At 71.6% G+C, this 26301-nt stretch carries 25 protein-coding genes; 13 read left to right on the forward strand and 12 right to left on the reverse strand.

Annotated elements, in window-relative coordinates; genetic code table 11:
- Window positions 1-38 precede the first annotated feature (38 nt).
- From HUT10_RS36300 to HUT10_RS36320, 5 genes are read left to right on the forward strand one after another with little or no spacing between them, the layout of a single operon-like run.
- Window positions 39-530: an SRPBCC family protein gene (locus HUT10_RS36300; RefSeq protein ID WP_176175309.1), complete on the forward strand. Its 492-nt coding sequence runs from the start codon at window positions 39-41 to the stop codon at window positions 528-530.
- On the forward strand, window positions 527-1552 hold the full coding sequence (locus tag HUT10_RS36305) for an LLM class flavin-dependent oxidoreductase (protein WP_176175310.1): 1026 nt from the start codon (window positions 527-529) through the stop codon (window positions 1550-1552). The genes HUT10_RS36300 and HUT10_RS36305 overlap by 4 nt, the downstream gene beginning before the upstream one ends.
- Window positions 1549-3870: a molybdopterin-dependent oxidoreductase gene (locus tag HUT10_RS36310; protein WP_176175311.1), complete on the forward strand. Its 2322-nt coding sequence runs from the start codon at window positions 1549-1551 to the stop codon at window positions 3868-3870. Before HUT10_RS36305 ends, HUT10_RS36310 begins: the two co-directional genes overlap by 4 nt.
- A 25-nt stretch (window positions 3871-3895) precedes the next feature.
- A complete protein-coding gene (locus HUT10_RS36315; RefSeq protein ID WP_176175312.1) occupies window positions 3896-4441 on the forward strand; it encodes a dihydrofolate reductase family protein in 546 nt (181 codons plus the stop codon).
- A complete protein-coding gene (locus tag HUT10_RS36320; protein WP_176175313.1) occupies window positions 4438-5544 on the forward strand; it encodes an epoxide hydrolase family protein in 1107 nt (368 codons plus the stop codon). The genes HUT10_RS36315 and HUT10_RS36320 overlap by 4 nt, the downstream gene beginning before the upstream one ends.
- Here HUT10_RS36320 and HUT10_RS36325 read toward each other — a convergent pair.
- Window positions 5537-7060 (reverse strand): AMP-binding protein, encoded by a 1524-nt coding sequence (locus HUT10_RS36325; protein ID WP_176175314.1) that lies wholly within the window; start codon window positions 7058-7060, stop codon window positions 5537-5539. The two genes, HUT10_RS36320 and HUT10_RS36325, sit on opposite strands and share 8 nt — an antisense overlap.
- 61 nt (window positions 7061-7121) lie before the next feature.
- Here HUT10_RS36325 and HUT10_RS36330 point away from each other — a divergent pair, with 61 nt between their 5' ends.
- Window positions 7122-7958: a hypothetical protein gene (locus tag HUT10_RS36330; RefSeq protein WP_176175315.1), complete on the forward strand. Its 837-nt coding sequence runs from the start codon at window positions 7122-7124 to the stop codon at window positions 7956-7958.
- 63 nt (window positions 7959-8021) lie between these two features.
- Window positions 8022-8759: a nitroreductase/quinone reductase family protein gene (locus tag HUT10_RS36335; RefSeq protein ID WP_254897178.1), complete on the forward strand. Its 738-nt coding sequence runs from the start codon at window positions 8022-8024 to the stop codon at window positions 8757-8759.
- Here HUT10_RS36335 and HUT10_RS36340 read toward each other — a convergent pair whose 3' ends face one another.
- The 5 genes from HUT10_RS36340 to HUT10_RS36360 are packed head-to-tail and all read right to left on the reverse strand — an operon-like array spanning window position 8760 to window position 13421.
- The gene (locus HUT10_RS36340) at window positions 8760-9608 is read right to left on the reverse strand and encodes an LLM class F420-dependent oxidoreductase (protein ID WP_254897179.1); all 849 of its coding nucleotides are present in this window, start codon (window positions 9606-9608) and stop codon (window positions 8760-8762) included.
- Between the two features lie 32 nt (window positions 9609-9640).
- Entirely contained in the window at window positions 9641-10330 is a 690-nt protein-coding gene (locus HUT10_RS36345; protein WP_176175316.1) for a TetR/AcrR family transcriptional regulator, read from the reverse strand.
- Between the two features lie 29 nt (window positions 10331-10359).
- Entirely contained in the window at window positions 10360-11286 is a 927-nt protein-coding gene (locus HUT10_RS36350; protein ID WP_176175317.1) for a phosphotransferase enzyme family protein, read from the reverse strand.
- Between the two features lie 11 nt (window positions 11287-11297).
- On the reverse strand, window positions 11298-12479 hold the full coding sequence (locus HUT10_RS36355; protein WP_254897180.1) for a histidinol-phosphate transaminase: 1182 nt from the start codon (window positions 12477-12479) through the stop codon (window positions 11298-11300).
- Between the two features lie 33 nt (window positions 12480-12512).
- Window positions 12513-13421, reverse strand: a complete 909-nt coding sequence (locus HUT10_RS36360; RefSeq protein WP_176175319.1) for a hypothetical protein — start codon at window positions 13419-13421, stop codon at window positions 12513-12515.
- A gap of 210 nt (window positions 13422-13631) precedes the next feature.
- Here HUT10_RS36360 and HUT10_RS36365 point away from each other — a divergent pair, with 210 nt between their 5' ends.
- From HUT10_RS36365 to HUT10_RS36375, 3 genes are all read left to right on the forward strand, one after another.
- Complete coding sequence (locus HUT10_RS36365; RefSeq protein ID WP_176175320.1) at window positions 13632-13931, forward strand: YciI family protein; 300 nt, start codon at window positions 13632-13634, stop codon at window positions 13929-13931.
- Window positions 13932-14045: 114 nt separating this feature from the next.
- Window positions 14046-14612 carry a dihydropteroate synthase gene (locus HUT10_RS36370; protein ID WP_176175321.1) on the forward strand — a complete coding sequence of 189 codons (567 nt, stop codon included), beginning with the start codon at window positions 14046-14048 and terminating at the stop codon, window positions 14610-14612.
- A complete protein-coding gene (locus HUT10_RS36375) occupies window positions 14609-15346 on the forward strand; it encodes a dihydrofolate reductase family protein (RefSeq protein ID WP_176178204.1) in 738 nt (245 codons plus the stop codon). Before HUT10_RS36370 ends, HUT10_RS36375 begins: the two co-directional genes overlap by 4 nt.
- Window positions 15347-15555: 209 nt before the next feature.
- On the opposite strand, the gene HUT10_RS36380 is transcribed toward HUT10_RS36375, so the two are convergent.
- The 4 genes from HUT10_RS36380 to HUT10_RS36395 all read right to left on the reverse strand — a co-directional run bounded on the left by HUT10_RS36380 (window position 15556) and on the right by HUT10_RS36395 (window position 19966).
- Window positions 15556-15957, reverse strand: coding sequence for an NUDIX domain-containing protein (locus HUT10_RS36380; protein ID WP_176175322.1), 402 nt, complete (start codon window positions 15955-15957; stop codon window positions 15556-15558).
- Between the two features lie 15 nt (window positions 15958-15972).
- A complete protein-coding gene (locus tag HUT10_RS36385) occupies window positions 15973-17643 on the reverse strand; it encodes a hypothetical protein (protein WP_176175323.1) in 1671 nt (556 codons plus the stop codon).
- 1513 nt (window positions 17644-19156) lie between these two features.
- Window positions 19157-19522 carry a VOC family protein gene (locus HUT10_RS36390; protein WP_176175324.1) on the reverse strand — a complete coding sequence of 122 codons (366 nt, stop codon included), beginning with the start codon at window positions 19520-19522 and terminating at the stop codon, window positions 19157-19159.
- A gap of 30 nt (window positions 19523-19552) precedes the next feature.
- Window positions 19553-19966: a hypothetical protein gene (locus tag HUT10_RS36395; protein ID WP_176175325.1), complete on the reverse strand. Its 414-nt coding sequence runs from the start codon at window positions 19964-19966 to the stop codon at window positions 19553-19555.
- Between the two features lie 100 nt (window positions 19967-20066).
- On the opposite strand from HUT10_RS36395, the gene HUT10_RS36400 reads away from it, so the two are divergent.
- The 3 genes from HUT10_RS36400 (at window position 20067) to HUT10_RS36410 (ending at window position 24425) form a co-directional block, all read left to right on the forward strand.
- Window positions 20067-21203: a serine hydrolase domain-containing protein gene (locus HUT10_RS36400; RefSeq protein WP_176175326.1), complete on the forward strand. Its 1137-nt coding sequence runs from the start codon at window positions 20067-20069 to the stop codon at window positions 21201-21203.
- 328 nt (window positions 21204-21531) lie between these two features.
- Complete coding sequence (locus HUT10_RS36405; protein ID WP_176175327.1) at window positions 21532-21723, forward strand: hypothetical protein; 192 nt, start codon at window positions 21532-21534, stop codon at window positions 21721-21723.
- 209 nt (window positions 21724-21932) lie between these two features.
- Window positions 21933-24425 carry a CHAT domain-containing protein gene (locus HUT10_RS36410; protein ID WP_254897181.1) on the forward strand — a complete coding sequence of 831 codons (2493 nt, stop codon included), beginning with the start codon at window positions 21933-21935 and terminating at the stop codon, window positions 24423-24425.
- Here the strand turns inward: HUT10_RS36410 and HUT10_RS36415 are convergent.
- Window positions 24422-25387, reverse strand: coding sequence for an aldo/keto reductase (locus HUT10_RS36415; RefSeq protein WP_176175329.1), 966 nt, complete (start codon window positions 25385-25387; stop codon window positions 24422-24424). The genes HUT10_RS36410 and HUT10_RS36415 overlap by 4 nt on opposite strands.
- A gap of 1 nt (window position 25388) precedes the next feature.
- A complete protein-coding gene (locus HUT10_RS36420) occupies window positions 25389-26174 on the reverse strand; it encodes an SDR family oxidoreductase (protein WP_176175330.1) in 786 nt (261 codons plus the stop codon).
- Window positions 26175-26301 lie beyond the last annotated feature (127 nt).

Raw genomic sequence — 26301 nt, forward strand, 5'->3', positions numbered from 1 at the left:
GCAACTATCGTGGTCAACCGGGAGAAAGGGCGACCACGATGGAGTGGACGGGTGCGCGGTACGCCGACCTGCCGACGGCCGAGGTTTCGACCTGGATCGACGCCGCGCCCGAGGACGTCTGGCCGGTGGTCTCGGACATCACGCTGATGCCCGAGCTGAGCCCGGAGCTCCAGTCCGTCGAGTGGTGCGAAGAAGGCCGCAAGTTCCTCGGCCGCAGCAAGCACGACGCGTTCGGCGAGTGGGAGACCACCTCGTACGTCGTCGAATGCGAAGCGCCGCACGTGTTCTCGTGGGCCGTTCAGGACCCCGACCGACCCAGCGCCGTCTGGAAGTTCACCCTCGAACCGGACGGCGGTGGCACGCGGCTGAGCCAGTGGATGCGGATGGGCCCGGGCCGGTCCGGGCTGTCGTTCGCCATCGACCGGATGCCGGAAAAGGAACAGAAGATCGTCTTCGTCCGGATGCGGGAGTTCGAGACGGCGATGCAGGGCAACCTCGCCGCGATCAAGGCCCGGATCGAAAGCCGATGAAGACCGCGACCACCGTCGAGTTCTCCACGGACACCCGCGCGACGCTGGACTTCGTGCTGGAGGCGGAAAAACTCGGCCTCGACGTCTGCTGGGTGGCTGAAGCCTGGGGCTCGGACGCGCCGTCCGCGCTCGGCTACCTCGCCGCCCGCACCGACCGGATCCGGCTCGGTTCCGGGATCATCCAGCTCGGCACGCGCACGCCGGTCGCCATCGCGCAGGCCGCCCTCACCCTCGCCGACCTGTCCGGCGGCCGGTTCGCGCTCGGGCTCGGGCCGTCCGGGCCGCAGGTGATCGAAGGCCTGCACGGCGTCCCGTTCGCCAAGCCGCTGACGCGCATGCGCGAGACCGTCGAGATCATCCGCCAGGCGTTCGCCGGGGAGAAGATTTCGTATTCCGGCAAGGTGTTCGAGATCCCGCTGCCCGGCGAAGCCCGCCCGATGCGGCTGTCCACCGCCCCGAACCCGGACATCCCGATCTACCTCGCGACGCTGTCGCCGAAGCTCCTGGAGCTCACCGGCGAGGTCGCGGACGGCTGGCTGGGCACCAGCTTCGTGCCCGAAGGCGCCGACGCGTACTTCGCGCACCTCGATGCCGGGCTCGCGAAGGCGGGCCGCAAGCGTGCGGACATCGACGTCTGTCAGGGCGCCGAAGTCGCCTTCGCGGACAACGAAGACGAGCTGCGCACCCTGGTCGGCAGCCGCAAGAAGGAGCTGGCGTTCAGCCTCGGCGGGATGGGCTCGGCCACCACGAACTTCTACAACGACGCCTACAGCCGTCAGGGCTGGGCGGACGTCGCCGCCGAGGTCCGCGAACGCTGGCAGGCCGGCGACCGCGAAGGCGCGACCGCGCTCGTCACGGACGAGATGGTCCTCGGCACGACGTTGATCGGCACCGAGGAGATGGTCCGCGACCGGCTGCGCGTCTGGCGCGAGGCCGGGATCGACACCGTCCGGCTGTACCCGGCCGGCGAAACGCTGGAAGCGCGTCTCATGACGCTCGGCCGCGCATTGGAGCTGACATGACCGGCGACTGGCACCGCACCGCGTGCAGCCTCTGCTACCTCAACTGCGGGCTGGAGGTGCAGCTCGACGGCCGGAAGATCACCCGCGTCCGCGGCGACAAGGCGCACCCCCGTTCGGGCGGCTACCTGTGCCAGAAGGCGCAGCGCCTGACCTGGTACGGCGACCACGAAGACCGGCTCACGACGCCGCTGCGCCGCCGCCCCGACGGCACCCACGAGCCGATCGACTGGGACACCGCGCTCACCGAGATCGCCGCGAAGCTGCACGAAATCCGGGACGCCGACACCGAAGCCGGGCGTCCGGGCTCGTTCGCCTACGTCGGTGGCGGCGGGCAGGGCAACCACTCCGGCGGCGCGTACGGCGCGTCGCTGCTGAAGTGGATGAACTCGACGCGCCACTTCAACGCGCTCTCACAGGAGAAGACCGGCGACTTCTGGGTCAACGGGCAGCTGTTCGGCTCGACGACCGTGCACACCGCCGAAGACGTCGAGCACTGCGACCTGCTGGTCGTGCTCGGCTGCAACCCCTGGCAGGCGCACGGCTTCAGCAACGCCCGGCACGCGCTCAACACGCTCAAGAACGACCCGGACCGCCGGATGATCGTGATCGACCCGCGGCGCACCGAGACCGCCGAAATGGCCGATCTGCACCTCCCGCTGCGCCCGGGCACCGACGCCTACCTGCTGGGCGCGATCCTGGCGCTGCTGGTCGAGCGGGGCGCGCTCGACGAGCGCTTCCTGGCCGAGCGCACCGAAGGGTTCGACGAGGTCGCCGCCGTCCTGGCGAAAGTGCCGGTCGACGCGTGGATCGCGCACACCGAACTGTCCCGTGTGGACGTCGAACGGGCCGTCGACCTGATCAGCGCGGCCGAGGCGATGACCGTGCGCGTCGAGCTCGGCATCCAGCAGGGACGCCACTCGACGCTCAACAGCTACCTCGAGAAGCTGCTCTACCTGATCACCGGGCACTTCGGCAGGCGCGGCACGAACAACGTGCACTCGTGGCTGCTGCCGCTGTGGGGCACGACCACCGGGCAGCGTTCCGAGATCACCGGCTTCGAGTACATCGGCGGCCTGCTGCCGGCGAACACCCTCGCCGAGGAGGTCCTCGCCGACCACCCGAACCACGTCCGCGCGGTCTGGGTGGAGTCGTCGAACCCGGCCAACACCTTCGCCGGGACGCGGGACGTCGAACGCGCTCTGGAGGCCGCGGAGCTGACCGTGGTCGTCGACGTCGCCTACACCGAGACGGCCGCGATGGCCGACTACGTGCTGCCCGCGGCGTCCCAGCACGAGAAGTGGGAGTTCACGCTCTTCACCTTCGAATGGCCGACGAACTACTTCCAGCTGCGGCGGCCGTTGCTGGACCCGCTGCCGGGCACGCTCGTCGAAGCCGAGATCTACGCGCGGCTGTTCGATGCCCTCGGCGTGCTGCCGCCCTCCGACGTCCTGGCGTCGCTGGCCGCCGGGCCGCGGGCGGAGCTGCAGGCGGGCCTCGGTGCCCTGGTGCAGGCGATGCCGGAGCGCGCGGCGATCCTGCCGGTGCTGCTCTACCGCACCCTGGGCGCTTCATTGCCCGACGGTGCTGCGTCGATCGCGCCGCTGTGGGCCGGCTGCCACCGCGCGGCGAAGACGATGACCGTGCCGGTGCAGCGCGCGCTGGGCAGCTCGGCCACCGGCCCGGCGCTCGGGGAAGCGCTCTTCGAGCGGATCCTGGCCGGTCCCACGCCGTTTTCGGTGCACGAACAGGACGAGGTGTGGAGCCTGCTGCGCCGCGAGCGCGTCCGGCTGGCCGTGCCGGAACTGCTGGACTGGCTGGCCGCGCTCGACCCGGCCGCCGAATCACCCGACCCGGCGTACCCGTTTTCGCTGCTCAACGGCCAGCGGCGGGCGCACAACGCGAACCAGATCCTGCGCGACCCGCGCTGGCGCCGCACGGATCCGGACGGCGCGCTGCGTGCGCGTCCCGAAGAACTGGCCTCGATCGGGGCGGTGCCGGGGGACTGGGTGGCCGTCGTGACGGCGGCGGGTCGCGTGGTCGTCCGCGCCGAGGCCGACCCCGCGCTGCGGCCGGGGCAGCTCGCGCTGCCGCACGGCTACGGCATGGCCCACCCGGTCGCGGACGGCCGCCGGGTGGTCAGCGGCCCGCGGATCAACCTCCTGACGGACGCGCTGGACCGCGACCCGATCGCCGGGACGCCGCACCACAAGGACGTTCCGGCGCGCTTGGAGCCCGCGACGGAGGCCGAGCGGGCCCGTGCGGAGGCCGACCACGACGCCGTCGCGAGTGGACAGTCGAGGGCGTTCTCCGGGCTATAGTGGGACCCCTGCCGAAAGGGGGCCCATGCGCAAGATCGTCGCGAACCTCTTCATTTCGCTCGACGGCGTGGTCGAAGCGCCGGACAAGTGGTCGTTGCGGTACTGGAGCGACGAAATCGGCCAGGCGGTCGGCGGCGGGATGGCCGCCGCCGACGCGATGCTGCTCGGGCGCGTCACCTACGAGGGGTTCGCCGAGGCGTGGCCCGGCCGGACCGTCGAGGACGACGAAGGCGCCGAGTTCATGAACAGCGTGCGCAAGTACGTGCTTTCGTCGACGTTGTCCGAGGTCGCCTGGAACAACTCGACGCTGCTCACCGGCGACCCGGCCGAGGCGGTCCGCACGCTGAAGGCCGGACCGGGCGGCGACATCATGACCAGCGGCAGCACGACGGTGGTGCGCTGGCTGCTGGCCGAAGGCTCGGCCGACGAGCTGAACCTGCTGCTGTACCCGGTGGTCGTGGGCCACGGTAAGCGCCTGTTCCCGGAGGAGGGGCCGTCGTTCCCGCTGGAGCTGAGGAAGTCCGCGACGTTCGGCAACGGGGTCGTGCAGCTGACGTACGTACCGGCGTGAGCACGCCGTTCCGGATCGAAGTCCCCGAAGCCGACCTCGAGGACCTGCGCGCCCGGCTGCGGCGGACGCGCTGGCCCGAAGCGGAGCCGGTGGACGACTGGAGCCAGGGCACGCCGCTGGGGTACCTGCGTCCGCTGTGCGAGTACTGGGCGTCGGACTACGACTGGCGCCGCACGGAGGCGCGGCTGAACCGGTTTCCGCAGTACCGCATGGAGATCGACGGCCTGGGCATCCACTTCCTGCACGTCCGTTCGCCGGATTCGGGCGCGTTGCCGCTGATCCTCACGCACGGCTGGCCCGGCTCGTTCGTGGAGTTCTCGAAGGTGATCGAGCCGCTTTCGCGGGAGTTCCACCTGGTGATCCCGTCGCTGCCGGGCTACGGCTTCAGCGACAAGCCGCCGGAGCCGGGCTGGGGCATCGAGCGGATCGCGGCCGCCTGGGCTTCGCTGATGGCCGGGCTGGGGTACTCGCGCTACGGCGCACAGGGCGGCGACTGGGGGACGTCGATCACGACGTCCCTCGCCCAGCAGGACGCGGCCCACCTGGCGGGCATCCACCTCAACCCGCCGATCGCGGCCCCGGACCCGGCGACCTTCGGTGACCTGACCGACGCCGAGCGGGCCGCGCTTTCCGCGTTGGAGCACGCGCAGCGGTGGGAGGACGGGTATTCGGTGCTGCAGTCGACCCGCCCGCAGACGATCGGCTACAGCCTCCTCGACTCCCCGGCCGGGCTGTGCGGCTGGCTGGTGGAGAAGTTCCACGCCTGGTCCGACGGCTTCCCGTTCACCCGCGACGAGCTGCTGGACGACATCACGCTGTACTGGCTCACCGGCACGGCGGCGTCCTCGGCACGGTTGTACTGGGAGAGCATCCGCAAGGTTCAGAAGTGGTTTTCCGAGGCCACGGACGACACGGTGGACGTGCCGACCGGCTGTTCGATCTTCCCTGCGGAGATGCCGCGCCCGTCACTCCGGTGGGCGGAGAAGCGGTACACGGACATCCGGCATTGGAACGAGCTCGACCGAGGCGGCCACTTCGCGGCGTATGAGCAGCCCGAGCTGTTCGCCGACGAGGTGCGGACCTTCTTCCGGCTGGTCAGTTGACCTGCCTCCCCTGGCCTTGCCAGAACGGCTCCCGCAGCTTGAACTTCTGGATCTTCCCGGTCGCCGTCCGCGGCAGCTCCTCCAGGAACTCGATCCGCTTCGGGCACTTGTACCCCGCCAGGTACCCGCGGCAGTGCTCGATCAGCTCCTCCGCCGTCACGGAGCCCTCCACGACGACCAGCGCCGTCACCAGCTCGCCCCACTTCTCGTCCGGGATGCCGATCACCGCGGCCTCGCGGATCGCCGGGTGCGAGTTGAGCGCGTCCTCCACCTCGATCGACGACACGTTCTCGCCGCCGGAGATGATCACGTCCTTCTTGCGGTCGGCGATCGTCAGGTAACCCTCCGAGAACGTCCCGCCGTCGCCCGTGTGGAACCAGCCGCCCTCCTGCACCCGCGCCGTTTCCGCCGGGTTCTCCCAGTAGCCGTCGAGGTTGTGGTTCGACTGGGCGAGCACCTCGCCTTCGGTGTCGACGGCGATCCGGACGCCCAGCGCCGGCGTTCCCGCGCGACCCAGCAGCCGGGCCTGCTCGTGCGGGTCGAGGTCCGCCCACTCGCTGCGCATCCGGTTGACCGTCAGCAGCGGCGCCGTCTCGGTCAGCCCGTAGATCTGGATGAACTCCCAGCCCAGCTCCGCCCGGACCCGCTCGATCGTGCGCGTCGGCGGTGGTGCGCCGGCCACGACGATCCGGACGCGGTCGCGGCCGGGGATCTCGCCCTCCCACGAAGCGGCGCCGTCCAGTGCCGCCGTGACCACCGCGGGCGCGGCGCAGAGGATCGTCACGCCGTGTTCGTCGATGCGCCGCAGGATCTCGGTGCCGTCGACCTTCCGCAGCACGATGTGCCGCCCGCCCAGGCCGGTCACCGCGTACGGCATGCCCCAGCCGTTGCAGTGGAACATCGGCAGGGTGTGCAGCAGGACGTCGCGGTCGCTCAACGTCGTGTGCAGGCCGAACACGGCCGCGTTCAGCCAGATGTTGCGGTGGGTGAGCCGCACGCCCTTCGGCCGCGCGGTCGTCCCCGAGGTGTAGTTGATCGTCGCGGTGGCCGACTCGTCGCCGTCCCACGGCCGGGGCGTCCCGTCGCCGCCCCAGATCGCGTCGTCGTCGCGGCCGATGACGAAGACGTGCTTCGCCGTCACCGTGTCGAGCAGGTGCTCGAGCTCCGGGTCGACGATCAGTACCTCCGCCCCGGAGTGCTCCACTATGTACTCGACCTCGGCGGGCGCCAGCCGGAAGTTCACCGGCACCAGGATCCGGCCCCAGGCGGACACGCCGAAGAACGACACGAGCAGCCGCGCCGCGTTGTGCGACACCACCGCGACGCGCCCACCGGCCGGCACGCCCAGCGCATCGAGGTTGGCGGCCTGCGCGCGGGCCCGGCGCGCCACCTCGCGGTAGGTGAGCGAACCCCAGCTCGGCGCCGGCTGGTTCGGCTCGTCGACCACCGCGACGCGGTCCGGGTACACCGTTTCCGCGCGGTCGAGGAAGTCCCGGACACCCAGATCGAAGAACATCTCCCGATGATGACTCTTCACCGGGTGCCCGCACCAGTCCGATGTGGTTCGCTGGAGCGCGATGGACTTCGACACGGTGGCCGGCGAGCTCTACGGGGGTGACCTCGCGGAGTTCGTCAGCGCGCGCACCAAGGCGGTGAAGGCCGCGAAGGCGGCGGGCGACGCGGAGCTCGCGAAGCGGATCCAGCAGCTTCGCAAGCCGACCACGGCCGCGGCGATCGTCAACGGCCTGGCCAGGGACGACTCCGATCAGCTGAGCGAACTGGCCGAGCTCGGCACCGAACTGCGGGAGGCGCACACCCGCCTGGCCGGCGACGACCTGCGCGCGCTGACCCGCCGCCGCGGCGAGCTGGTGCGGCGGATCCTCCACGAGCTGCCGTCGATGAGCGACACGGTGTCCCGCGAGGTCGAGGCGACCCTGGAAGCCGTCGCCGCCGACCCGGACACCGCCGCGCTGGCGCTCGCCGGGCGGCTGACGTCGGTCGCGCACCAGGACACCGACCAGTGGTTCAGCCTGGCCGCGAGCGCCCCGCCCGCCACCGGGAAGCGTCCGGCGAAGCTGGTGGAGAAGGCGGAACCGGCCCGGCCTAAGCGCGATCACCGGCGTGAAGAACGCGAAGCCGAAGACAGGGCGAAGGCCCGCGCGGAACGTGAGCGACTGCGCAAGGAAACCGCCGAGCGGGAGAAGGAACGCGCGACGGCCGAGCGCGACCTGGTCCGCACCGAACGCGCGGCCGAGCAGGCCACCGCGCGCGTCGACGACCTGCGCGAGCGCTTGGCCGAAGCGGAGGAACGCGCCGAGCGCGCGACGGCGGAGTTCCAGGCGGCGAAAGCGGCCTTCGACGAAGCCGACGCGGCGGCCGCGGCCGCCCGGAAGGCCGCCGACGCCGCTCGCTGAGCCGGGTCCGGGCTACGCGGTTGAGGGATGCCCGGCCGCCGGCCCGGTCGATAACGTGCGATCGTGCCCCGTTCGATCAAGCTCACCACGACCGGCGCCCGGACGGGCCGGAAGCACCAGGTGACCCTGGGTGCACTGGACATCGACGGCCGGCTGGTCGTCGTCGCCTCGGCGATGGGCGCGCCGAAGCACCCGGCCTGGTACCACAACATCCGCCACCACCCGCTCGTCACGGTGGAGACGGACACCGAGACGTTCGAGGCGATGGCGGCCCTCCCGCCGGACCGCGACGAGCTGTTCGCCGAGGTGGTCGCCCGGGAGCCGGGGTTCGGGGACTACCAGGCGCGGACGACCCGGATCCTGCCCGTCGTCGAACTGCACCGGGTCGACACCGCCCGCCGCATGGGCGACTGGCTCGTCGAGATGCACGACTGGCTGCGCGGTGAGCTGAAGGAGATGCGCGCCGAGCTGGACTGCGGCACCCCACGGGAACTGCGCCTGCGCTGTGCCGGGCTCTGCACGGCCCTCACCAGGCACCACACCGGTGAGGCCAGGAACATCTTCCCGGTGCTGGCCGACCGGTTCCCCGCCCTCGCGCCCACGCTGGCGAAACTCGACGAAGAGCACGTCGTCGTCGCGCGGCTGCAGGAAGAAGTGCAGCAGCTCGTCGAGGCCGAAGCCGACCCGGTCCGGCTCCGCGCGGAGTTCGACCGGCTCCGGTCCGAACTGGACAGTCACTTCGCCTACGAGGAACGCACGCTCGTCGCCGCGCTGAACGCCCTGCTGCCCGCCCCGGGCTGATCAGAGCAGCACTTCGGCCAGCCGCCGCTGGTTCGCCAGCTCGACGTCGGGGGACGGGCCGAGCACCTGCACCGCCACGTGGTCGGCCCCGGCGTCCACGTGGGACAGCAGGCCCTTGGCGATCGTCTCCGGCGTGCCGTGCAGCACGAGGTCGTCGATCAGGCGGTCACTGCCGCCGCCGTCGACGTCGGCCTCGGTGTACCCGTGGCGCAGCAGGTTCTTCACGTAGTTGCTGAGGCCCAGGTAGGGGGTCTGGACGTACGGCCGTCCGATGGCGCGCGCGGCCACCGGGTCCTCGTCCACGACCACCTTGTGCTCCGGCGCCAGCAGCTTGCCCGCGCCGAGGATCGCCCGCGCGTGCCGGGTGTGCGTGGGCGGCACGAGGTACGGGTGCGCGCCCGCGGTCCGCTCGGCGGCCAGCTCGAGCACGCGGTCGCCGAGCGCGGCGAGGATCCGGGCGTCGACCGGGACGCCGGCCGCGTCGAGCCGGTCGAGGTAGCCGACGATCTTGGCGTAGGGGCTGCGGTACCCGGTGACCGACTCGGGGTGACCGACGCCGATGCCGAGCAGCAGGCGTTGTCCGTACCGGTCCGCGAGCCGGTGGTAGGACGCGGCGAGGGTTTCCGGCTCGTCGACCCACATGTTGACGATCGCCGTCGCCACGGTGATCCGTTCGGTCGCGGCGAGGATGTCTTCGACCAGTGCGAGGTCGCCGACCGAGTTGCGCCCGGTGCCCAGCCAGACCACGCCGTAGCCCAGGCCGTCCGCCGCGACCGCTTGTTCCTTGCGGGTCACGTCGTCGCGGTGCGGCGCCAGGAACACGCCGAACGTGCTCGATACATTTGCCATAGGCGTCAATGTAGCAAATGTATCGCTGGTCGTCAGGAGGCGAGCCGGTGCAGCCACTCCCGCAGCATCAGGCGTTCGGTCGGGGTCAGGGCGCGGTCGTCGTCCTCGAGTGCGGTCGACAAAGCGACAGCGAGAGCGCCGACGGACGTGCCCTCGGTGGGGCGCTCGACGAGCAGCCCGGCCAGCACCGACTCCCTGACCTGCGCGGACATCGCCAGATCCCGGCGGTCCTCGGGCTGGGCGATCAGACTGAGCGTGACGCCGCTGTTGGCCGCAGCGAACTGCCGCGCGGCCTCCGCCGCCTCGACGCGCAGGCGGCCTTCGCGCGCCAACGGCGTGAAGAGTTCAAGCAGCATCGCTTCGGCGCTGGAGGTGAGGTTGCACGGGACACCCGGCTCGATCTGGCCGTAGAGCAGCACGTAGAAGGCGGGGTGCGCCAGGCCGTACTCGACGTGCCGGTCCCAGCCCGCGCGGATCCGCTCCACCGGGTCGCCGCCCGGCTCCGGAGCCTGGACGTACTGCGTGAAGCCGTAGTTGACGACCGCGTCGAGCAGGCCCTGCTTGCTGCCGAAGTGGTGGTAGAGCGTGGGGGCCTGGACGCCGGCGCGCTCGCAGATCGCCCGCGTCGACACCGGTCCGTCGCCGGCTTCGTGCAGGAGCTGGCCCGCGGCCATGAGCAGGCGGTCGCGGGTGCTGGAGGCGTTGCTCGATCGTCCGGCCATGTAGCAATTGTAGCGACGGCCTGTAGCGGTCAGCGCAGCCGAAGCTGGACCCGCCGGAGCCCGGCGAAGGCGGCCAGCACACCCGGATCCGTCGTGGCCGCGGCCGGGCGCACCGCCCGGTAGCCGTCCAGCAGCGCCTCTCTCAGCTCTTCACGCTGCGGCAGGTGCCGGAGGGCGTCGAGCGCCACGGCGAGGTCGTAGGCGTAGTGCCCGTAGCCGCAGTCGTCGAAGTCGATCGCGCGCACCCGGCCGCGGTGCAGCAGGTAGTTGTCCTGGTGCAGGTCGCCGTGCACCAGGCCGAAGACGTCGGAGCCGTAGCCCAGCTCGGTGCGCACCGCGCGGACGCGGGCCACCGCCGTGCGGATCCGCTCGTCGCCGCCGGCGGCCGCGACGGCCCGGTCGACGACCGCCGTGGAGAAGCCGTCCACCTGGGTGCGGCCGAACTCCGTGAGGTCGTCCACGCGGCGGCGGTCGAGGCCGTTCATCCGCGAACCGTGCAGGTGCAGCCGCGCGGTGAACTCGCCCACCGCGTACAGCTGTGGCGTGCTGAGCCGTTCGTCGACGAACCGGCCCTCGACCCAGTGCACGAGCACGCAGGTGCGTGGTTCGGGCACGGCCGGGTCGGCGACCACGGTGACCAGGTCCCGGGTGCGCGTCGGCACCGGCTGCGGGACGACGAGGTCGGTCTCGCGGCGCAGCGCGGCGAGCCAGGCCATCTCGGCCCTGACCTGACCGGCACCGGGACCGTCCGGTCGCTGCACCCGCAGCACGTACCGGTGGCCGTCGGCGCCGTCGACGCGGAACGCCGTGTTCTGCCCGTGGGCCAGCGGGGTCAGGCGGGCCACCGGCACGGCGTAGGCCGTCAGCGCCGCTTCCGCGAGCCGGCGCAGGCGGCGGGTCCGCCCGGCGCGGTCCAGCTCGGCGAACGGCCGGGAGTTCGCCTGGAAGTCGGCCATCGCCCAGGTGCTCAGCTGATCGACCGTTCCGGCTCGCGGGAGTGCGAGACCAGCTCGATGGCCGGCGTCGTGTGCCGCCCGCCGCCGAGCCGGTCCACGCCGCGCAGTCCCTCGGCCAGCCGCTCGACCTCGGTGTCCGGCCGCACCCCGAAGCGCATGAACTGGCTGGTCATGCCGATCTTGTTGCCGCACTGGCGCACCAGGAGGTGGTGCTCGGCGAGCAGGTAGTCGCACAGCTCGGCGCCGTCGACCGACGCGGGCAGCTTGACGAGCAGGAAGTTCGCCTGCGACGGGTACACCGTCAGCTCCGGGAACTGCCCGAGCTGCGACTGCATCATGAACCGGTCGAGCGCGAGCTTCTTCAGGCTGTCCTCGTACTCCGCGCGGTGCTCGGCGAGCATGAAGATCACGGTCTCGGCGAGCGAGTTCAGGTTCCACTTCGGCAGCGCGGCCGACAGCTTGCGCGTCAGCGCCGGGTTGGAGACCTGGTAGCCGAACCGGATCCCGTGCAGCCCGAAGTTCTTGCCCAGGCTCTTCAGCACGATCACGTTCGGCCGGACGACGGCTTCGGCGGCCACCGAGGGGTTCCGCTCGACCTCGACGAAGTCGACGAACGATTCGTCGATCACGACCAGGTCGAGGTCCTCGAGGGCGTCCATGAACCGGATCACCTCGCGACGCGGCAGGTACCCGCCGTCGGGGTTGTTCGGGTTGCACAGCACCGCGACCCGGGAGCCGCGGCGCTTGATGAAGTCGAGGTAGTCGTCCACCCGCAGCTCGAAGCCGTCGGCCTCCTTCAGCAGGAACATGTCGACGCGCTTGCCGGTCTCCATCGGCTGGTCGGTCCACCGGCCGAACGTCGGGATCGGCACGGCGACGCTGGACCCGACCAGCAGCTGGTCGATCCAGGTGATCAGCTCGGTCGAGCCGTTGGCGAGCGAGATCGTCGACGGGTTGAGCCGCAGCACGCTCGCCAGCTGCGCGGTGATCGCGGCGGCGTCGCTCGGGTAGAACTTGAGGATCGTGCGGAGGTTGCGTTCGAGCTCGCCGAACATCTCGTCGGTCGGGAAGTACGGGTTGCACGGGATGCAGAAGTCCGCGAGGTCGTCCGCGTACTGGCCCATCGCCCTGGCCACGGAGAAGAACGACGGGCTGTGGGCCTTGTCCTGCCGGAAAAGGCCCTGGGGGGTCATACCGTGCCGCACGCGTGTTCTCCGTCCGCCGCTTTACCGGCCCCTTGCCTTCCCGTTGAGGACACGTACGAATCGGGCGGCCGGTTCAATGCCGGACAACGCGTGGATTCCGGTGCCCGCCAATACCGCCGCGGCCAGTGCGGACACGAGCAGGAACGGCAAGGGGGCGGCCAGCGGGTCGATGCCGGTGAAGGACTCGACACCGATCACGGCGGTGAGCACGGCGTCGGCGGCGACGGCTGTCTGGACGACGCGCAGCCGGTGCGCTTCGGGATGGCCGGTGAACCGCAGCAGCCAGGCCAGCGCGGGCAGCACCAGGATCGCGTGCATCGCGACCGCGTGCAGCGGCTTGAGCGAGCCGGCGGTGGTGTAGGCCAGTTGCGGGTCGCCGCCGCGGGCCGCGACCACCCCGCGGCCGATCATCACCGCCCCGGTGGCCAGTGCGACCAGCAGCACGGCCAGGCCGGCGCGGACGGCCAGGCGCAGGCTCGGCGCGGCCGGGCCCGGCTCCACGAGCGCGGTGGCCGTGAAGCCGATGACGGTCAGGACGAGCACCCCGCCACCCGCGGCCAGCGTCATGGAGACGAAGGTGTCGAAGGGCGTCTCGAAGTTGAAGTGCGACGGCACCCCGCGCCACGCCTGCATGCTGACCAGGACGACTTCGGCGACGCTCGCCACGGTGAACGCGCCGAGCAGGACCGTGCGCAGCCGCGGGCGCATGGTGAGGAACGACGTCGCCCAGGCGACCGACGCGAGCGTCAGCCCGAACGACAGGCCGAACGTGACGGCCTTGCGCATCGACAGCGGGCCCAGCCACGAGCCGCCGGTGGCGAGGAGCACGAGCGCGTGCGCGACACCGCTGAGGAACAGGACCGCACCGACGGCGTAGGCGATCCGCTCGGCTCGCCTTCCGTCGTGCCGGATCCGGGTGAGTGCGTTCATACCGGGAGTCTCGCGGCCCCGGGTCGCCGCCGCGTCGGCCAGGGGATGGCACCTCGACGTACGACGACGTGCGTACGGCAATCGGCGAGTATGTCGAAAAAGCGCGGGTAAAGGAATTTCTTTTTTCTTGACGGAATATTGACGAGAGGCGTGCCGTGTGACACTCGCCAGGCGGATGCGGTGGCGGCAAAAGCGTCCTATCCTGCAGACATGTACATCGCACTGTTGACCTATACGGCGCCCGAAACAGAAGTCGACTACGCGCTTCCCGACCATTCGGAGTGGGTGCGCAAACAATTCACGAAAGGACTCTTCCTGGTTTGCGGAAAGGGTAACGGCGCGGCCGACCACGTGATACTGGCCCGCTCGGTGCTGCGCGGCAAGCTCGACGCCGTGCTCGCCAGCGACCCGTTCGTGGTCCGCAGGCTCGCCCGGTACGACGTCATCGAGTTCACCGCCACGCGCACCGCCCAGGAGCTGCTGGCGATCAACGAGGCCATCGCCTCCTGAGGAACCGTCGGGTCGGGTGGCCCGGCGACGACGCCCCGCCACCTGACGGCGAAGAGCACTCGCCCGCTGGACCTCGCTTATGATCGCGAAGGACGTCCAGCCAGGGAGAGTGCGATGAAAACCCCCGACCTCGTCTTCCGGGGCCGCCGGTTGAGCCGTGACCGCGCGCTGGTGCTGGCCGCGGTCGAGTCGCTCCCCGCGGCCCGTGACGCCGTCGCTGACGGCGCCGACCTCGTGAGTTTCGCCGGAGCCGGCGCCGAGTCCCTGGTCGAGCAGGCCCGGTCGGCGTTCCCCGACCTCGTCATCGGCGTCGACACCGCGGACCCGTCGGTCGCCGCGGCCTGCTGCGAAGCGGGCGCCGACCTGATCGTGACGAGTGCAGACCTGTCCGAGGTCGCGGCCCGGTACGACGCCGGGTACGCGGCTCCTTCGCTCGTGGCCGGTTTGTCCGTTGCCGTGGACATCGGGGACTTCCGGTCGATGCCCGCCGAAGACGTGCCGGTGCTGGCTTCGGTCGCCGAAGACGGCACGCCGGCGGGGCTGGCCCGGGCGGCCCTCGCGGCGTCGGCGGGGGTGGCGATCATCCGCACGAAACACGTCCGCCAGGTGCGTCAGGTGGCGGAGATGGCGGCGAGCATCGCGGGCACGCGCCCGCCGGCGAAGGCGGTCCGATGGGAGTGATCCGGGAGGTCTGGCCGTCCGCCCGCGACCTCACCGACGCCGACCTCGAGCAGCTGTACCGCTACCCGGCGAACCCCCGCTGGCTGGCGGTGAACTTCGTGTCGAGCACGGACGGCGCCATCGAGGTCGAAGGCCGCTCCGGGGCGCTGTCGACCCCGGCGGACCGCATCGTCTACCGCCTCGGCAACGACCTGGCCGACGTGGTGCTGGTAGGCGCGGGAACGGCCGTGGCGGAGGGCTTCGAGGGAATGCGCCCGGACGCCGCGACGGCCGAGCGCCGCAGCCGGTTCGGCCTGGCCCCGATCGCCCCGGTGGCGGTGGTGACGACGGGCCGCTCCCTGCCCCCGGACGCGCCGGTGATCACCAAGGCGGCGGTCCCGACGTTGGTGTTCACGTCCGCGGCGGCCCCTGCCGAGTTGCGCGACGCCTGGTCGGCCGCCGGCGCCCGGGTGTTCGTGGTGGGGGAGCGGGAGGTGCCGGCCGAGCGCGTGGTGTCGACGCTGGTGGCGGAGGGCTTGGGCCGCATCGATTGCGAGGGCGGGCCGAGGTTGTTCGGGTCGTTGATCGAGGCGGGCGTGGTCGACGAGTTCCGGTTGACGGTGGCGCCGTTCCTGGTGGCGGGGACCGCCAGCCGGGCATCTGTTGGTGCGCCGGTGGATCCGGCGTCGCTGGAGCTGGCTTCGGTGCTCACCGACGGCGCCAGCGTTCTGCTGCGGTACCTGGCACCGCGCTAGTTTTGTCGGTCCCCTCTGCTAGCGTGGAAATCGGGGGCTCCCTGGCGCGGTACCCGTTGCGGCACAAGGGAAATCGCTGCTCGCGCCCCGTCGCAGTTCACCCGTTCCAGCGATGACGGTCGCACATTTGTTCGGGTACTGTCGAAGACATGATCACCGCCCGAAGACCTCGGCAGCACCGCGAACCGGTGCTGCGCCAAGGAAATCCCCTACCGATCGACCAGCCGCCGGAAGTGGTCCGGCAGCGAAAGTTCCCGAGCCTCCGCCCGCGTCAGCCAGGCGAAGTCATCGTGCTCGTCGGGATTCAGCACCACCTCGCCGGCGCCCGTTTCTTCCACCGTGTAAACGAAAGCGTGGATGCGCAAGGGCCGCCCCGTCACGTCCGGCCACGCGTCGCGCGCCAGTTCACCGGTGACGCGCACTGTCAACCCGGTCTCCTCCGCCGCTTCGCGCGTCGCTGTGTCCTCGAAGCGTTCGCCCGGCTCGGCCGTGCCGCCGGGCAGTTCCCACTTGCCCGCGAGGAACACCCCGGGCCCGCGGCGGAGGAACAGCACCCGGTCGCCGCGGGCGATCCAGCAGTAGGCCAGGTGCTTGTGCGCGATCTCCGTCATGCGCGCGATTCTCGCTCAGTTGGTCTTCGACGTCGGCAGGTGGGCGCCGAGGTACCCGACGTACACCGTGCCCGTGCGGTCGGTGTCGTCGAGGAAGTGCAGCCGCGGGGCCGGCGACTTGAACCGCTCCAAGGCGATGTGGGCGCCGAAGTAGTCGCGGCCCGCCGGGTTCGTCCGCGGGTCGACGCGGAACGTGCGGGCCTGGCGGAGCCGCTCGTTAGTGGTCACCGTGTCGGACTCGGCCAGGGCGATGATGTTCGCGCTGATCAGCGAACCCGGCTGGCCGGTGCGGGCGAAGGCGAGCACGTCCGAGAGCTCGGGGCCCGGGTCCTGGCCCGCGTCGAGCAGGGAGGTCCGGGCGCCGGCGTAGGCGTCGAGGGTGCGGAGCGCGTCCCAGGCCTTGCGGCGCCAGGCGGCCGCCTTGGGGTGGTGGTCGAGGATCGCGGCCGGCGCCGGCTCGGCCGTGATCGCGAGGTGCTTCAGCGAGGCGGCCGCGGCGCCGATCAGCTCGGCGAAGCTCGGGAAGTCCTCCGGCGGGCGCCCGGCGTCGGCGACCTCGTCGTCGGCGTCGTGGTGGCGGGCGAGCCGCCCCGCCAGCAGCCCGTTGACGCGCCGGAGCTCGTCGCGCTCGGCCTCGGTCTCCTCGAATGCTCGCGCGTAGTCGTCGGCCTCCGCCTGCAGTTGCGCGAGCTGGTCGCGCAGGCAGGCGACGTCGGTCGCGCACGCGTCCTCGAGCCGGCGGCGGAGCGTCTTCACCTCGCAGGCGTGCCGGTCCCGTTCCTCGGCGTGGGCCTTGGCTTTCTTCCGCAGAATGGTGATCACGCGCCGCGCCTCGGCCAGCTCGCGCTCGGCGCGGCCGAGCTTCTCGACCAGTTCGGCGTCGGGCTCGCGTTCCGGCGAGGCGAACGGATCGGCGGCGTACCAGGCCCGCACGCTCGGCACGTCCGCCCACTCCTCGGGCAGGGGCGTCCGGCCGCGGGCCTGGATGAGCCGGGTGATCGCCCCCTGCAGCGCCTCGCCGGAGACGGGGCTCTCGGTGACGACGAAGTCCGGAAGCTGGTCGCAGGGCGGCACGTAGAGCCGCGCGCCCTGCGGCACCGCGCAGCCGAGCGGCAGGTGCCGGTTGAGGGTGTGGCGGAAGCGATCGTCGACGTCGAAGACGTTGACCAGCCCGGGCCACCCCTCGACCGGCACCGTCGGCGGCTCGGTGAGCACCAGCACCGCCGAAGAGCGCCACGGTGCCACCAACGCCTCGCCCAGGAGGTCGGCGAGGTGGTCGCACTCCTTACGCGACCAGCCCCGCATCGCCAGCACCGGCGTCTCGATCGGGATTTCGTCGCTACCGCTGGCGCCCAGCTCTTCCAGCCCGATCCGCTGCGCGGGAGCGTCGTGGCAGCTGCGCCACGGCCGAGTGCACGCAGCGGTCAGCAACCACGTCACCCGATCTTCGCCGGCGCGGTAGCACAGCGAAAGCAATACCTGAACGGAGTAGCGGCCTTCGCTGCCCTCGTACGCGAACTGAAGATCACACCGGCGCGAACCGCCATCATCGGACGAGCCGAGATCGGTCACCGTGTAGTCGTCGTGCTGCCTCTCGCGGCTGATCAGCCTGCTGCGCAACGCGTCCAGGGGGCGTTTTCCCTCGGTGGGGACCAGTCCGTGGTGCCAGATCCGGTGCACCCCCACAGGACTCAACTCCGTTCGCCGAGAACAGGACCTCAGCCGAACATAGCGGATCCTGTGACCGTTCGAACGCGGGGCGTCACCCCACGCGCGCCCCCCGGGTCCGCAACACTCACCAAGCTCCCGGCCGCCGGTGCGACCCGCCACGCTTACGACACCCCCCTCGGTGCACGTGGCGCAGCACCACCCGTGTGCGCCGGGCCCCGCCAATGCGGGCGGCCTCCACGAAGTGGCTCCCGGCGACGCACAGCACCTCCGCGCGCATCACCCGGACAGTGCTTCCGTGCCGGCAGCACCAGCTCGGCGGGCCCGGCACCGCGGTCAGGTGGCCATCAAGCTCCGGCGCCCCCCTTCGTTGGCTCGGTGGGGCCGTCGAGCTCCGGCGTCACTTTCGTGGGTTCGGTGGGGCTGTCGAGGTCCGGCGTCACTTTCGTGGGTTCGGTGAGGTCGTCGAGCTTCGGCGTCACTTTCGTGGGCTCGGTGGGCTGTCGCGCTTCGGCGTCGCCTTCGTGGGCTCGGTGGGCTGTCGCGCTTCGGCGTCGCCTTCGTGGGCTCGGTGAGGCTGTCGAGCTCCGGCGTCGCCTTCGTGGGCTCGGTGAGGCCGTCGAGCTCCGGCGCCACCTCCGTGGGCACGGCGAGGCCGTCGAGGACTTCGCGCCATGCCTGCCGGGCTTCCGCTCGTGCTGGCGGCCGAGCCAGGCGAGGCTCGGGGTGCCCGCCCTGACCGTCCGGCAGCGGCGGCGCAGCGTCTACGCGTCCCTACCGCACCGCCGCCTCCCCCGGCGGTGTAGCTCCGGAACGGCGCGACCTCCGGCAGCACGGCCGCCGGGCCGTGCGTGGCCAGCCCGCGAATGAGGATCGGCAGCCGTCGGTGGCGATGTGGTGCGCGTTCCACAGGAAGCGGCCGCGACCTTGATCAGGGTGAGCCGAACCAGCGGCGCGTGCACCAGATCGAACCGGCGTTCACGATCCTCGGCCGCCAGCCGCTCCTCCCGGTCGGCTCCGGGCGCCCGTTCCGCGCGAGATCGATAGCCGCGACCGCCTTCTTCGTCCGGCCCACCGGCGAGGAAGGTCCGCCCGGATCGAGTGGAACCGCGGCAAACCGAGCTCCTCCGCCGGTACCCATGAGCCCTCGACCTCGGCAACCGCTCCGCTCGGGCTGAAGGCCGCCCTGCGGCGGCTCCGAGGGCACTCGGCGAACGTTGGCGCGGGACCGAGCGACTGGGTCCGGGAAGGCTCCGACGATGGCGAGCTGCTCCGCTGCCGGTGCCAGCCCCTCGGCCGTGCACGCTCGCTACCGGCTGCGGATCACCGCGACCCGCGGCCGCCGCGCGGGGCTATCGAACCGGGCGAGCAGTAACCGTGAAGGCCGAGGCGGTCAACCAGCCACGGCGAGGCGACGGATCTCCAAAGCAGGTGACCGCTCCAGCGTGAACCCCTCGCGGGTTCGGAGGCAAACCGGCTTTCAGCCTGCGCCGGTACCGCGCCGCGGGCCGGGCCCGGGTCCCGTCCAAGGTCACCCCGTGCGCGTCCAGAGGCAGAACGGATGCCCGGCCGGATCAAAACAGACCCGCACGTCATCCTGCGGCTGGAACTCCGCGACCACCGCACCCGCCGCAGTCGCCGCCGCCGTTGCCTCCTGAAGGTCGTCGACCTCGATGTCGAGGTGCAGCTGCATCTGCTGGGCACCCTCGGCCGGGGGCCACACCGGGGGAACATGGCCGGTCTCCAGCTGGAACGACAGGCCCGCGCTGCCGTCGTCCGGGCGCAGGGTCACCCACTCCGGTTCGTCGGTGCGGATCGGCCAGCCGAGGAGCTTCGAGTAGAACTCGGCCAGCGCCCGGGGTTCCGGGGTGCCGAGCACGGTGGAGGTCAGCTTCATGATCGGACTGGTACCCGCGCGGCGGGTTCTCTACCGCGGTCCGGGGGTTCCCGGGTCGAAGTAGGCGATCGGCGGGCCGATCCGGTGCCAGGACGTCGTCGCGAACACCGCGGCACCCGACAACGCCAGAAGGGCGGTGATCACAGCCAGCGTGGCCCCGATCCGGGCGGAACCGGGCCGGGTGCGTGAGCCGGCGCAGATGCCGAACACCAGCGCCAGCACGCTGATCGGCAGCAGCGCGAACCACAACGCTCCGAGAACCAGGACGAACGCCTGCGTGACCCAGGAGAGCAGCCACGCGGAGACGATCCCCGGCCGGACGATCAGCCACGCCGCCCAGGTCGCGACCGCCAGCGTGAAGCCGGCCGCACCGATCGCGAGCGACGCGATCGCCAGGCCGCGGCCGGCCCGGGTGGTGGTTTCCTCCGCCTCGAGCTCCCCCATGCCGGGAACATCCCGTCCGGGCGGTCGCGTGTTACCGGAATACCTCGGCTTCCCGTGGGTTGCTTCCTGGCGCAGGCGTTTGATCACTGAGGGAGCTGCCATGTCCGAGCACATCGAGGGAACCGTCGCCGACGGGTTCGAGGCCGTCCGGGAGGAGTTCGCCGCCGTTGCGGCCGCGGAAGGGGGTGACTACGCCGCCCAGCTCGTCGCGCACGTCGACGGGGAGCGGGTTGTCGACCTGTGGACCGGGCCCGACATCACCGGCGACTCGCTGACCGGCGTGTTCTCCTCGACGAAGGGGGCCGCGCACCTGGTGGTCGCGCTGCTCGTGCAGGACGGCGTGCTCGACCTCGACGAGCGGGTCGCCCACTACTGGCCGGAGTTCGGCGCCGCCGGCAAGGACGGCATTACCCTGCGGGAGCTGCTCGCGCACCGCGCCGGCGTCGTGGGCGCCGACGACGGGTTCACCGGCGAAGAGATCGCGGACGACCGCGTCATCGCCGAGCGGCTCGCCCCGCAGCGGCCGTACTGGCGGCCCGGCACCGCGTTCGGCTACCACGCGCTGGTGATCGGCGCGCTGACCGGCGAGGTCGTCCGGCGCGTCACCGGCCGCAGCATCCAGGAGCACTTCGAGGAGCGCGTCCGGAAGCCGTTCGACCTGGACTTCCACCTCGGCCTGCCCGAGGAGCTGGAGCCGCGCTTCCTGACCACCCAGCCGATGCTGCCGACGCCGGAGCAGCTGGCCGAGCTGCAGGCGAACGCGACCGCGCCGAACAGCATCACGGGCATCGCCTTCAACCGGAACCACCCGAAGGTGCCCGAGCTGTGGGAGCTGCCGAACCTCAAGGTCGTCCGCACGCTGAGCCCGGCGTCGGTGGGCGGCGTCGCGTCGGCTCGCGGTCTGGCCGGGATGTACGCGGCGGCGATCAGCGGCCCGGAGCCGCTCCTGCGCCGGGAGACGGCCGCGGAGTTCGCGCAGATCCACTCGATCGGCGACGACCTCGCCACCCGCAACCGCAACGCGTTCGGGCTCGGCTTCGCGATCGTCTCGGACAACTACCCGCAGCTGGGCCAGGGAGCGTTCGGCCACAGTGGCGCGGCCGGTTCCCAGGCGTTCGCGGACCCGCGCAGCGGCCTCGCGTACGGCTACAACCGCCGCCGGTTCGCGTTCCCGGGTGGCGCGGCCCCGGAGAACGCCCGCCTGGTCCGCGCCGTCCATGCGGCGGCGACCGCCTGACCGTCCACGCAGGACATCCCGGCCCCGGTCGCCGGTCCGGTTGTCACGGTGCGTGCCCGGAGCAACACCTGCCGTCCGGCGGCCGGAAAGCGCAGGTCATGCACGTCCGGAGTGGACGTCGTTACAGACTTCACTCGTTAGGACGTTCCGGTCGGGACATCAACCCTGCTCACGCGCTTCGGACTGACTTTCCGTAGCGAAAACTCTCCCGATCATTGCTCCGATGTGAAACTATTGGGCCGTTCGCGGGGAGAGGGCCTCGCGACGAGGGGGACTCACCGTCACGGCCGCGTCCCCATGAAGATCCCCAGGGGAGAGGAGATCGACCATGTCGACGCCCACGGATGTCAAGCCGGAAGAAGCTCCCGAGCCGACCGACCCGGCCGGCCCGGTGGCCGAGCACCCGGAGCCGGACGAGTTCGGCTGGGTGCACATCGACCACGTCCCGGAGAAGCCGAAGGACGGTCCGGTCGTGGTCCCGAACTGCGGCAACCCCTGCTACCAGGTGGTCAAGTCCTGAAGTTCATCGATTCGTGACCGCCCGCCTGCCGATCTTCGCCTGGCAGGCGGGCTCTCTTATGCGACTTGCTGTGATGTCATAGGAGTGTGCCTGTGACGAATCTGGACCCGACCGAAGTCATCGAGACGGTCCGCGGCCTTCAGCGACAAGCTGCTGAAGGATCCTGCCTGAAGCACTACCGCGAAGGAGTTCGGCTGCTTCGTCGCGGCATGACGATGCTGGACTCGATCCACCCGGTTGCGGCCGAGTACCGGACCGACTGGCTTGTCGCCCGGATCCGGCTGTCGAGCCTCATGGCGGCGCTGTCCTCGGAGATCAGCGGTGACCTCGCGGCGGGGCTCGCGGGGCTCGACGACGTGCGGCTGCTCATCAGTGCGGTGCCGGACCCCGTCCTGCAGGCCGAACTGAACGGTGCCCTGAACCACAACTACGCGGCCCGGCTGATGAGCGTCGGCCGCAACGAGGAGAGCCTGGCTTCGTTCGACATCTCCGTCGCGCACCAGGAGTACCGGCTGGCGAACGGGCCGGCTCCCGAGACGCGCATGGGTGCCTTCGTGCAGACCTTGTCCTCGCGAGCTTGGGTGCAGATCCGGCTGGGCAACGTGAGCGCCGCCCAGGACGACCTCAATCGCTCGCTGGAGCTCGCCGAGAAGTTCGAGCTCCGCACGGTCGCCGCGGACATGCGGCGGACCATGGGCATGCTCGCCCTGCGCACCGGTGACGTTCCGGAAGCCCTCCGCTTCTACGAGGAGTGCGAGCGGACCTACCGGGCCTTGGAGCTGGGAGTTCCGGACGGTCTCCGGTTCGAGCAGGCGGAAGCACTGCTGGCGGCCGGGCTGGCCGAAGAAGCGGGTGCGCACCTGGACGAGGTGCTGCCGAAGCTGGTGGCACAGCAGAGCATCAGCCGCGAGGTGGCGCGGGCGGAGCTGTACCGGGCGACCGCGGCGCTGATGACCGACGACATCGAGCTCGCACGGCAGATGGCCGACTCCGCCCGCCGCAAGATGCTGCGTGTCGGTTGCCAGACCTGCATCGCCAACGCCACCTTGGCCGGTCTCCAAGCGGACGCCCGTGATGCCCTGCGGGCCGCCGACATCCCGGCGGCCCTTCCGACACGCGCGCTCCGGCTCGCCGCGAAGATGCCGGCTCCCCAGCTCGCCGAGCAGGCCGCCACCGCGCGCATGCTCGCCGTGCGGCTGGACATCCGGCGGGGCAACCTCAAACGGGCCGTCGAGACGCTCCAGCAGGTCCCGCGGCCCGGGCAGCTCACCCCCATCGACTACCGGATGCTCCGCCGGCTCTGCCGCGCCGAGCTCGCCGTCGCGCGGGGCGATCGGGCCAAGGCGCTCACCGAAATCCGGTCGGGCCTCACCGAGCTCGACGCCGTCCGGGATCGGATGGGTGGGCTGGACCTCGTCTCCGGGACCGCGCTGCACGGCCAGGAGCTCGCCGACCTCGCCGTCAAGCTCGTGCTCGAACGCCATGATGCCCGGCGCCTGTTCGTCTGGCTCGAACGGACGCGGGCCCAGACCTACCGCTACGAACCCCTCTCCGCCGGGACCGACCCGGAGCTCGCCGCGCGCGTTGCCGAGGTGCGGGGGCTCGGGCAGGCCATCCAGGAAGCCCAGCACGACGGGCACCCCATCGCCGCCCTGCGGGCGAAGTACAACGAACGGCTTCGGGAAGCGCAGCGGCTCGGCTGGCACACCGGGCGGTGGGGGCGGCCGCGGCCGGTGGCCGGCCTGGCGGAGGTCGTCGCGCGGCTCGGTGAGCGGGCCATGGTCAGCTTCGCCGCCTCCGGGGACGAGCTCGTCGCCGTCGTCATCGCCGGGGGTGAGTGCCGGCTCGTGCGGCTCGGGTCCGCCGGGGCCGCCGCCGAGTCCGCGCGGGTGCTCAACGTCGACCTCGATGCTCTTGCGCCCGACAACCTGCCCGAACGGCTGGCCGAGGTCGTCATGGCGTCGGCGCACAAGCAGGCCGACAAGCTCGACACCCAGCTCATCCAGCCACTGGCCGAGGTCATCGGCGATCGCGAGCTGGTCATCGTCCCGACCGGGCCGCTCTACGCCGTTCCGTGGGGCGTGCTGCCGGGCCTGCGGGGGCGGCCGACCGTCGTCGCGCCGTCGGCGACCGCCTGGCTCGCCGCCGAGCTGACCAGGTCGTCGCGGGCCCGCAAGATCGTGCTCGTGCGCGGTCCCGGGCTGGCCGGTGCCCGTGGTGAGCTCGAGAAGCTGACCACGCACTACCGCACCGCCACGACGATGACCGGCGCCAAGGCCACCGTGAAGTCCGTGCTGCGCGCCATGGACGGCGCCAAGCTCGCGCACTTCGCCGCGCACGGCGCCCACGAGCCGGAGAACGCGCTCTTCTCCCGGCTCGAACTCGCCGACGGCGCTCTCTTCGGCCACGAGATGGCCGGGCTGCGGCAGCCGCCGCGGCAGGTCGTGTTCGCCGCGTGCGAGCTCGCGCTGAACCGGATCCGGCCCGGCGACGAAGCCCTCGGCTTCGCCAGCGCGCTGCTGGCCAGCGGCTCCCGCACGGTGATCGCGCCGCTGTCCCGCGTCGGCGACCTCGCCTCGGCGGCCGCGATGGACGACTACTACCGCGCGCTGGCCGTCCGGGACAGCCCGGCGCTGGCCCTGGCCGACGCCATCGCCGTCGACCCGTTCCGCCGCCCGTTCGTCTGCCTCGGCGCCGGCTAGGCCAGCTGCGCGGGCGGCGACCACACCAGCCGCGGGTCGGTCTGGACGAAGCTGCCGAGCAGCTGGTCGACCCGGGTCAGCACGTCGAGGTCGAGCCGGACGCCGGCGGCCTTGGCGTTCTCCGTCACCTGCTCCGGCGTGCTCGCGCCGACCACCGCCGCGGCGACCGTCTCGTGCTGCAACGTCCACGCCAGCGCGAGCTGGGCCATCGTCAGGCCGCAGTCGTCCGCGACACCGCGCAGCAGCTCCACCCGCTCCAGCAGCTCCGGCATGAGCAACGGCCGGGCGTGGGGGAGCGCGGCGGCCCGTGAACCCGCCGGGATCCGCCCGTCCCGGTACTTGCCGGTCAGCACGCCCTGGGCGAGCGGCACCGACGCGAACTGCCCGACGCCGATCCGCGCGCCCACCGGCATCACCTGCGCCTCGGGCACCCGCCACAGCATCGAGTAGTGCGGCTGGTTGGCGATCAGCGGCACGTCGTACCGCGCGGCGGCCTCGTGGGCCTGCAGCAGCTGCTCGGCCGTCCACTCCGACGTGCCGACGTACCGGATCTTCCCCTGCCGGACCAGGTCCGACAGCGCCAGGAACGTCTCGGCGACCGGCGTGCGGTAGTCGAAGCGCAGCAGCTGGTAGACGTCGACGTAGCCGGTGCGCAGCCGCCGCAGCGAGCCTTCGAGGGACGCGATCACGTGCTTGCGGCTCAGGCCCGCGTCGTTGGGGCCAGGGCCTTCCGGCCAGAACACGCCGGTGCACAGCACCAGGTCGTCGCGGCGGACCCCGGCGAACGCCGCCCCGAACGCGGCCTCCGCGGCGCCGCCGTCCCAGGCCGCGGCGGTGTGGAACGTCGTGACGCCGGCGTCCAGCGCCGCGGCGACGCAGCCCGGCGAGGCGTGCGTCAGCCAGTTGCCGTAGGCGATCTCGCTGACGGCGAGCCCGCTCGCGCCGACCCTGCGGTACTCCACGTCAGCCTCCCACGGCCATCTCGTCGATCCACGCGTCGACCGCGCCGGCCTTGCGCGCGAACGACTCCCGCACCGATTCGTGCGGCAGGATCAGGAACTCCTCCTTGTCGAGCCCGCGGACGACCGCTTCGGCGACGTCCTCGGGATCGATCAGCGGCGCCGCCGCGGCGATGGCCAGTGCGGCCGGGTGGCCGGCGGCGATGCCGGGCTCCAGCAGCGCCGTCCGGACGCCGAGCGGGCACAGCGCGCTGACCCGCAACCCGCGCGGCCGGTAGGTGATCGCCAGCCACTCCGCGAGCCCGACGGCCGCGTGCTTGGTCACCGAATAGGGCGCGTCACCGGGGATGCCGAGCAGGCCGGCGCCCGACGCCGTGATCAGCAGGTACCCTTCGCCGCGCGCCAGCATCGCGGGCAGCACCACCTGGGCGGCGTGGACGTGCTGCATGACGTTGATCTCCCAGGACTTCTGCCACTGCTCGTCGCCCGCGTGCACGCCGGTGCCGAACGCGGCCCCCGCGTTGGCGCAGAACACGTCGAGGCGGCCGAACTCGGTGCGGGCCGTCGCGACCAGGGCCTTCAGGTCCTTTTTGGACGTCGCGTCGGCGGTCACCGCGACGGCGTGTCCGCCCGCGGCCGTGATCTCGGCCGCCACCCCCGCGGCGCCGTCGGCGTCCACGTCGGACACGACCACCCCGGCCGCGCCCTCGGCGGCGAAGCGGCGGGCCATGGCGGCCCCGATTCCGTGTGCCGCGCCGGTCAGCGCGACCACCCGTCCAGTCAGTTCCACGCGGGCTCCAGGTATTTCATCTTCACATTGTCACTTGCGTGCGGGAAATGTATTTCCAAGTTGCGATGCGGGTGATAAAAGTGCTGTTCAGTGCCATGATCTTGTCTTGTTCAACAGATTTGCACGG

It is taken from the genome of Amycolatopsis sp. Hca4 (assembly GCF_013364075.1).
Taxonomy (GTDB): domain Bacteria; phylum Actinomycetota; class Actinomycetes; order Mycobacteriales; family Pseudonocardiaceae; genus Amycolatopsis.

Bases quoted from the DNA above. Each gene is read 5' to 3' on its own strand.
- HUT10_RS36300 (WP_176175309.1), top strand. From the start codon at position 39: ATGGAGTGGACGGGTGCGCGGTACGCCGACCTGCCGACGGCCGAGGTT.
- HUT10_RS36305 (WP_176175310.1), top strand. From the start codon at position 527: ATGAAGACCGCGACCACCGTCGAGTTCTCCACGGACACCCGCGCGACG.
- HUT10_RS36310 (WP_176175311.1), top strand. From the start codon at position 1,549: ATGACCGGCGACTGGCACCGCACCGCGTGCAGCCTCTGCTACCTCAAC.
- HUT10_RS36315 (WP_176175312.1), top strand. From the start codon at position 3,896: ATGCGCAAGATCGTCGCGAACCTCTTCATTTCGCTCGACGGCGTGGTC.
- HUT10_RS36325 (WP_176175314.1), bottom strand. From the start codon at position 7,060: ATGTTCTTCGATCTGGGTGTCCGGGACTTCCTCGACCGCGCGGAAACG.
- HUT10_RS36330 (WP_176175315.1), top strand. From the start codon at position 7,122: ATGGACTTCGACACGGTGGCCGGCGAGCTCTACGGGGGTGACCTCGCG.
- HUT10_RS36340 (WP_254897179.1), bottom strand. From the start codon at position 9,608: ATGGCAAATGTATCGAGCACGTTCGGCGTGTTCCTGGCGCCGCACCGC.
- HUT10_RS36345 (WP_176175316.1), bottom strand. From the start codon at position 10,330: ATGGCCGGACGATCGAGCAACGCCTCCAGCACCCGCGACCGCCTGCTC.
- HUT10_RS36350 (WP_176175317.1), bottom strand. From the start codon at position 11,286: ATGGCCGACTTCCAGGCGAACTCCCGGCCGTTCGCCGAGCTGGACCGC.
- HUT10_RS36355 (WP_254897180.1), bottom strand. From the start codon at position 12,479: ATGACCCCCCAGGGCCTTTTCCGGCAGGACAAGGCCCACAGCCCGTCG.
- HUT10_RS36360 (WP_176175319.1), bottom strand. From the start codon at position 13,421: ATGAACGCACTCACCCGGATCCGGCACGACGGAAGGCGAGCCGAGCGG.
- HUT10_RS36365 (WP_176175320.1), top strand. From the start codon at position 13,632: ATGTACATCGCACTGTTGACCTATACGGCGCCCGAAACAGAAGTCGAC.
- HUT10_RS36370 (WP_176175321.1), top strand. From the start codon at position 14,046: ATGAAAACCCCCGACCTCGTCTTCCGGGGCCGCCGGTTGAGCCGTGAC.
- HUT10_RS36380 (WP_176175322.1), bottom strand. From the start codon at position 15,957: ATGACGGAGATCGCGCACAAGCACCTGGCCTACTGCTGGATCGCCCGC.
- HUT10_RS36390 (WP_176175324.1), bottom strand. From the start codon at position 19,522: ATGAAGCTGACCTCCACCGTGCTCGGCACCCCGGAACCCCGGGCGCTG.
- HUT10_RS36395 (WP_176175325.1), bottom strand. From the start codon at position 19,966: ATGGGGGAGCTCGAGGCGGAGGAAACCACCACCCGGGCCGGCCGCGGC.
- HUT10_RS36400 (WP_176175326.1), top strand. From the start codon at position 20,067: ATGTCCGAGCACATCGAGGGAACCGTCGCCGACGGGTTCGAGGCCGTC.
- HUT10_RS36405 (WP_176175327.1), top strand. From the start codon at position 21,532: ATGTCGACGCCCACGGATGTCAAGCCGGAAGAAGCTCCCGAGCCGACC.
- HUT10_RS36410 (WP_254897181.1), top strand. From the start codon at position 21,933: ATGACGATGCTGGACTCGATCCACCCGGTTGCGGCCGAGTACCGGACC.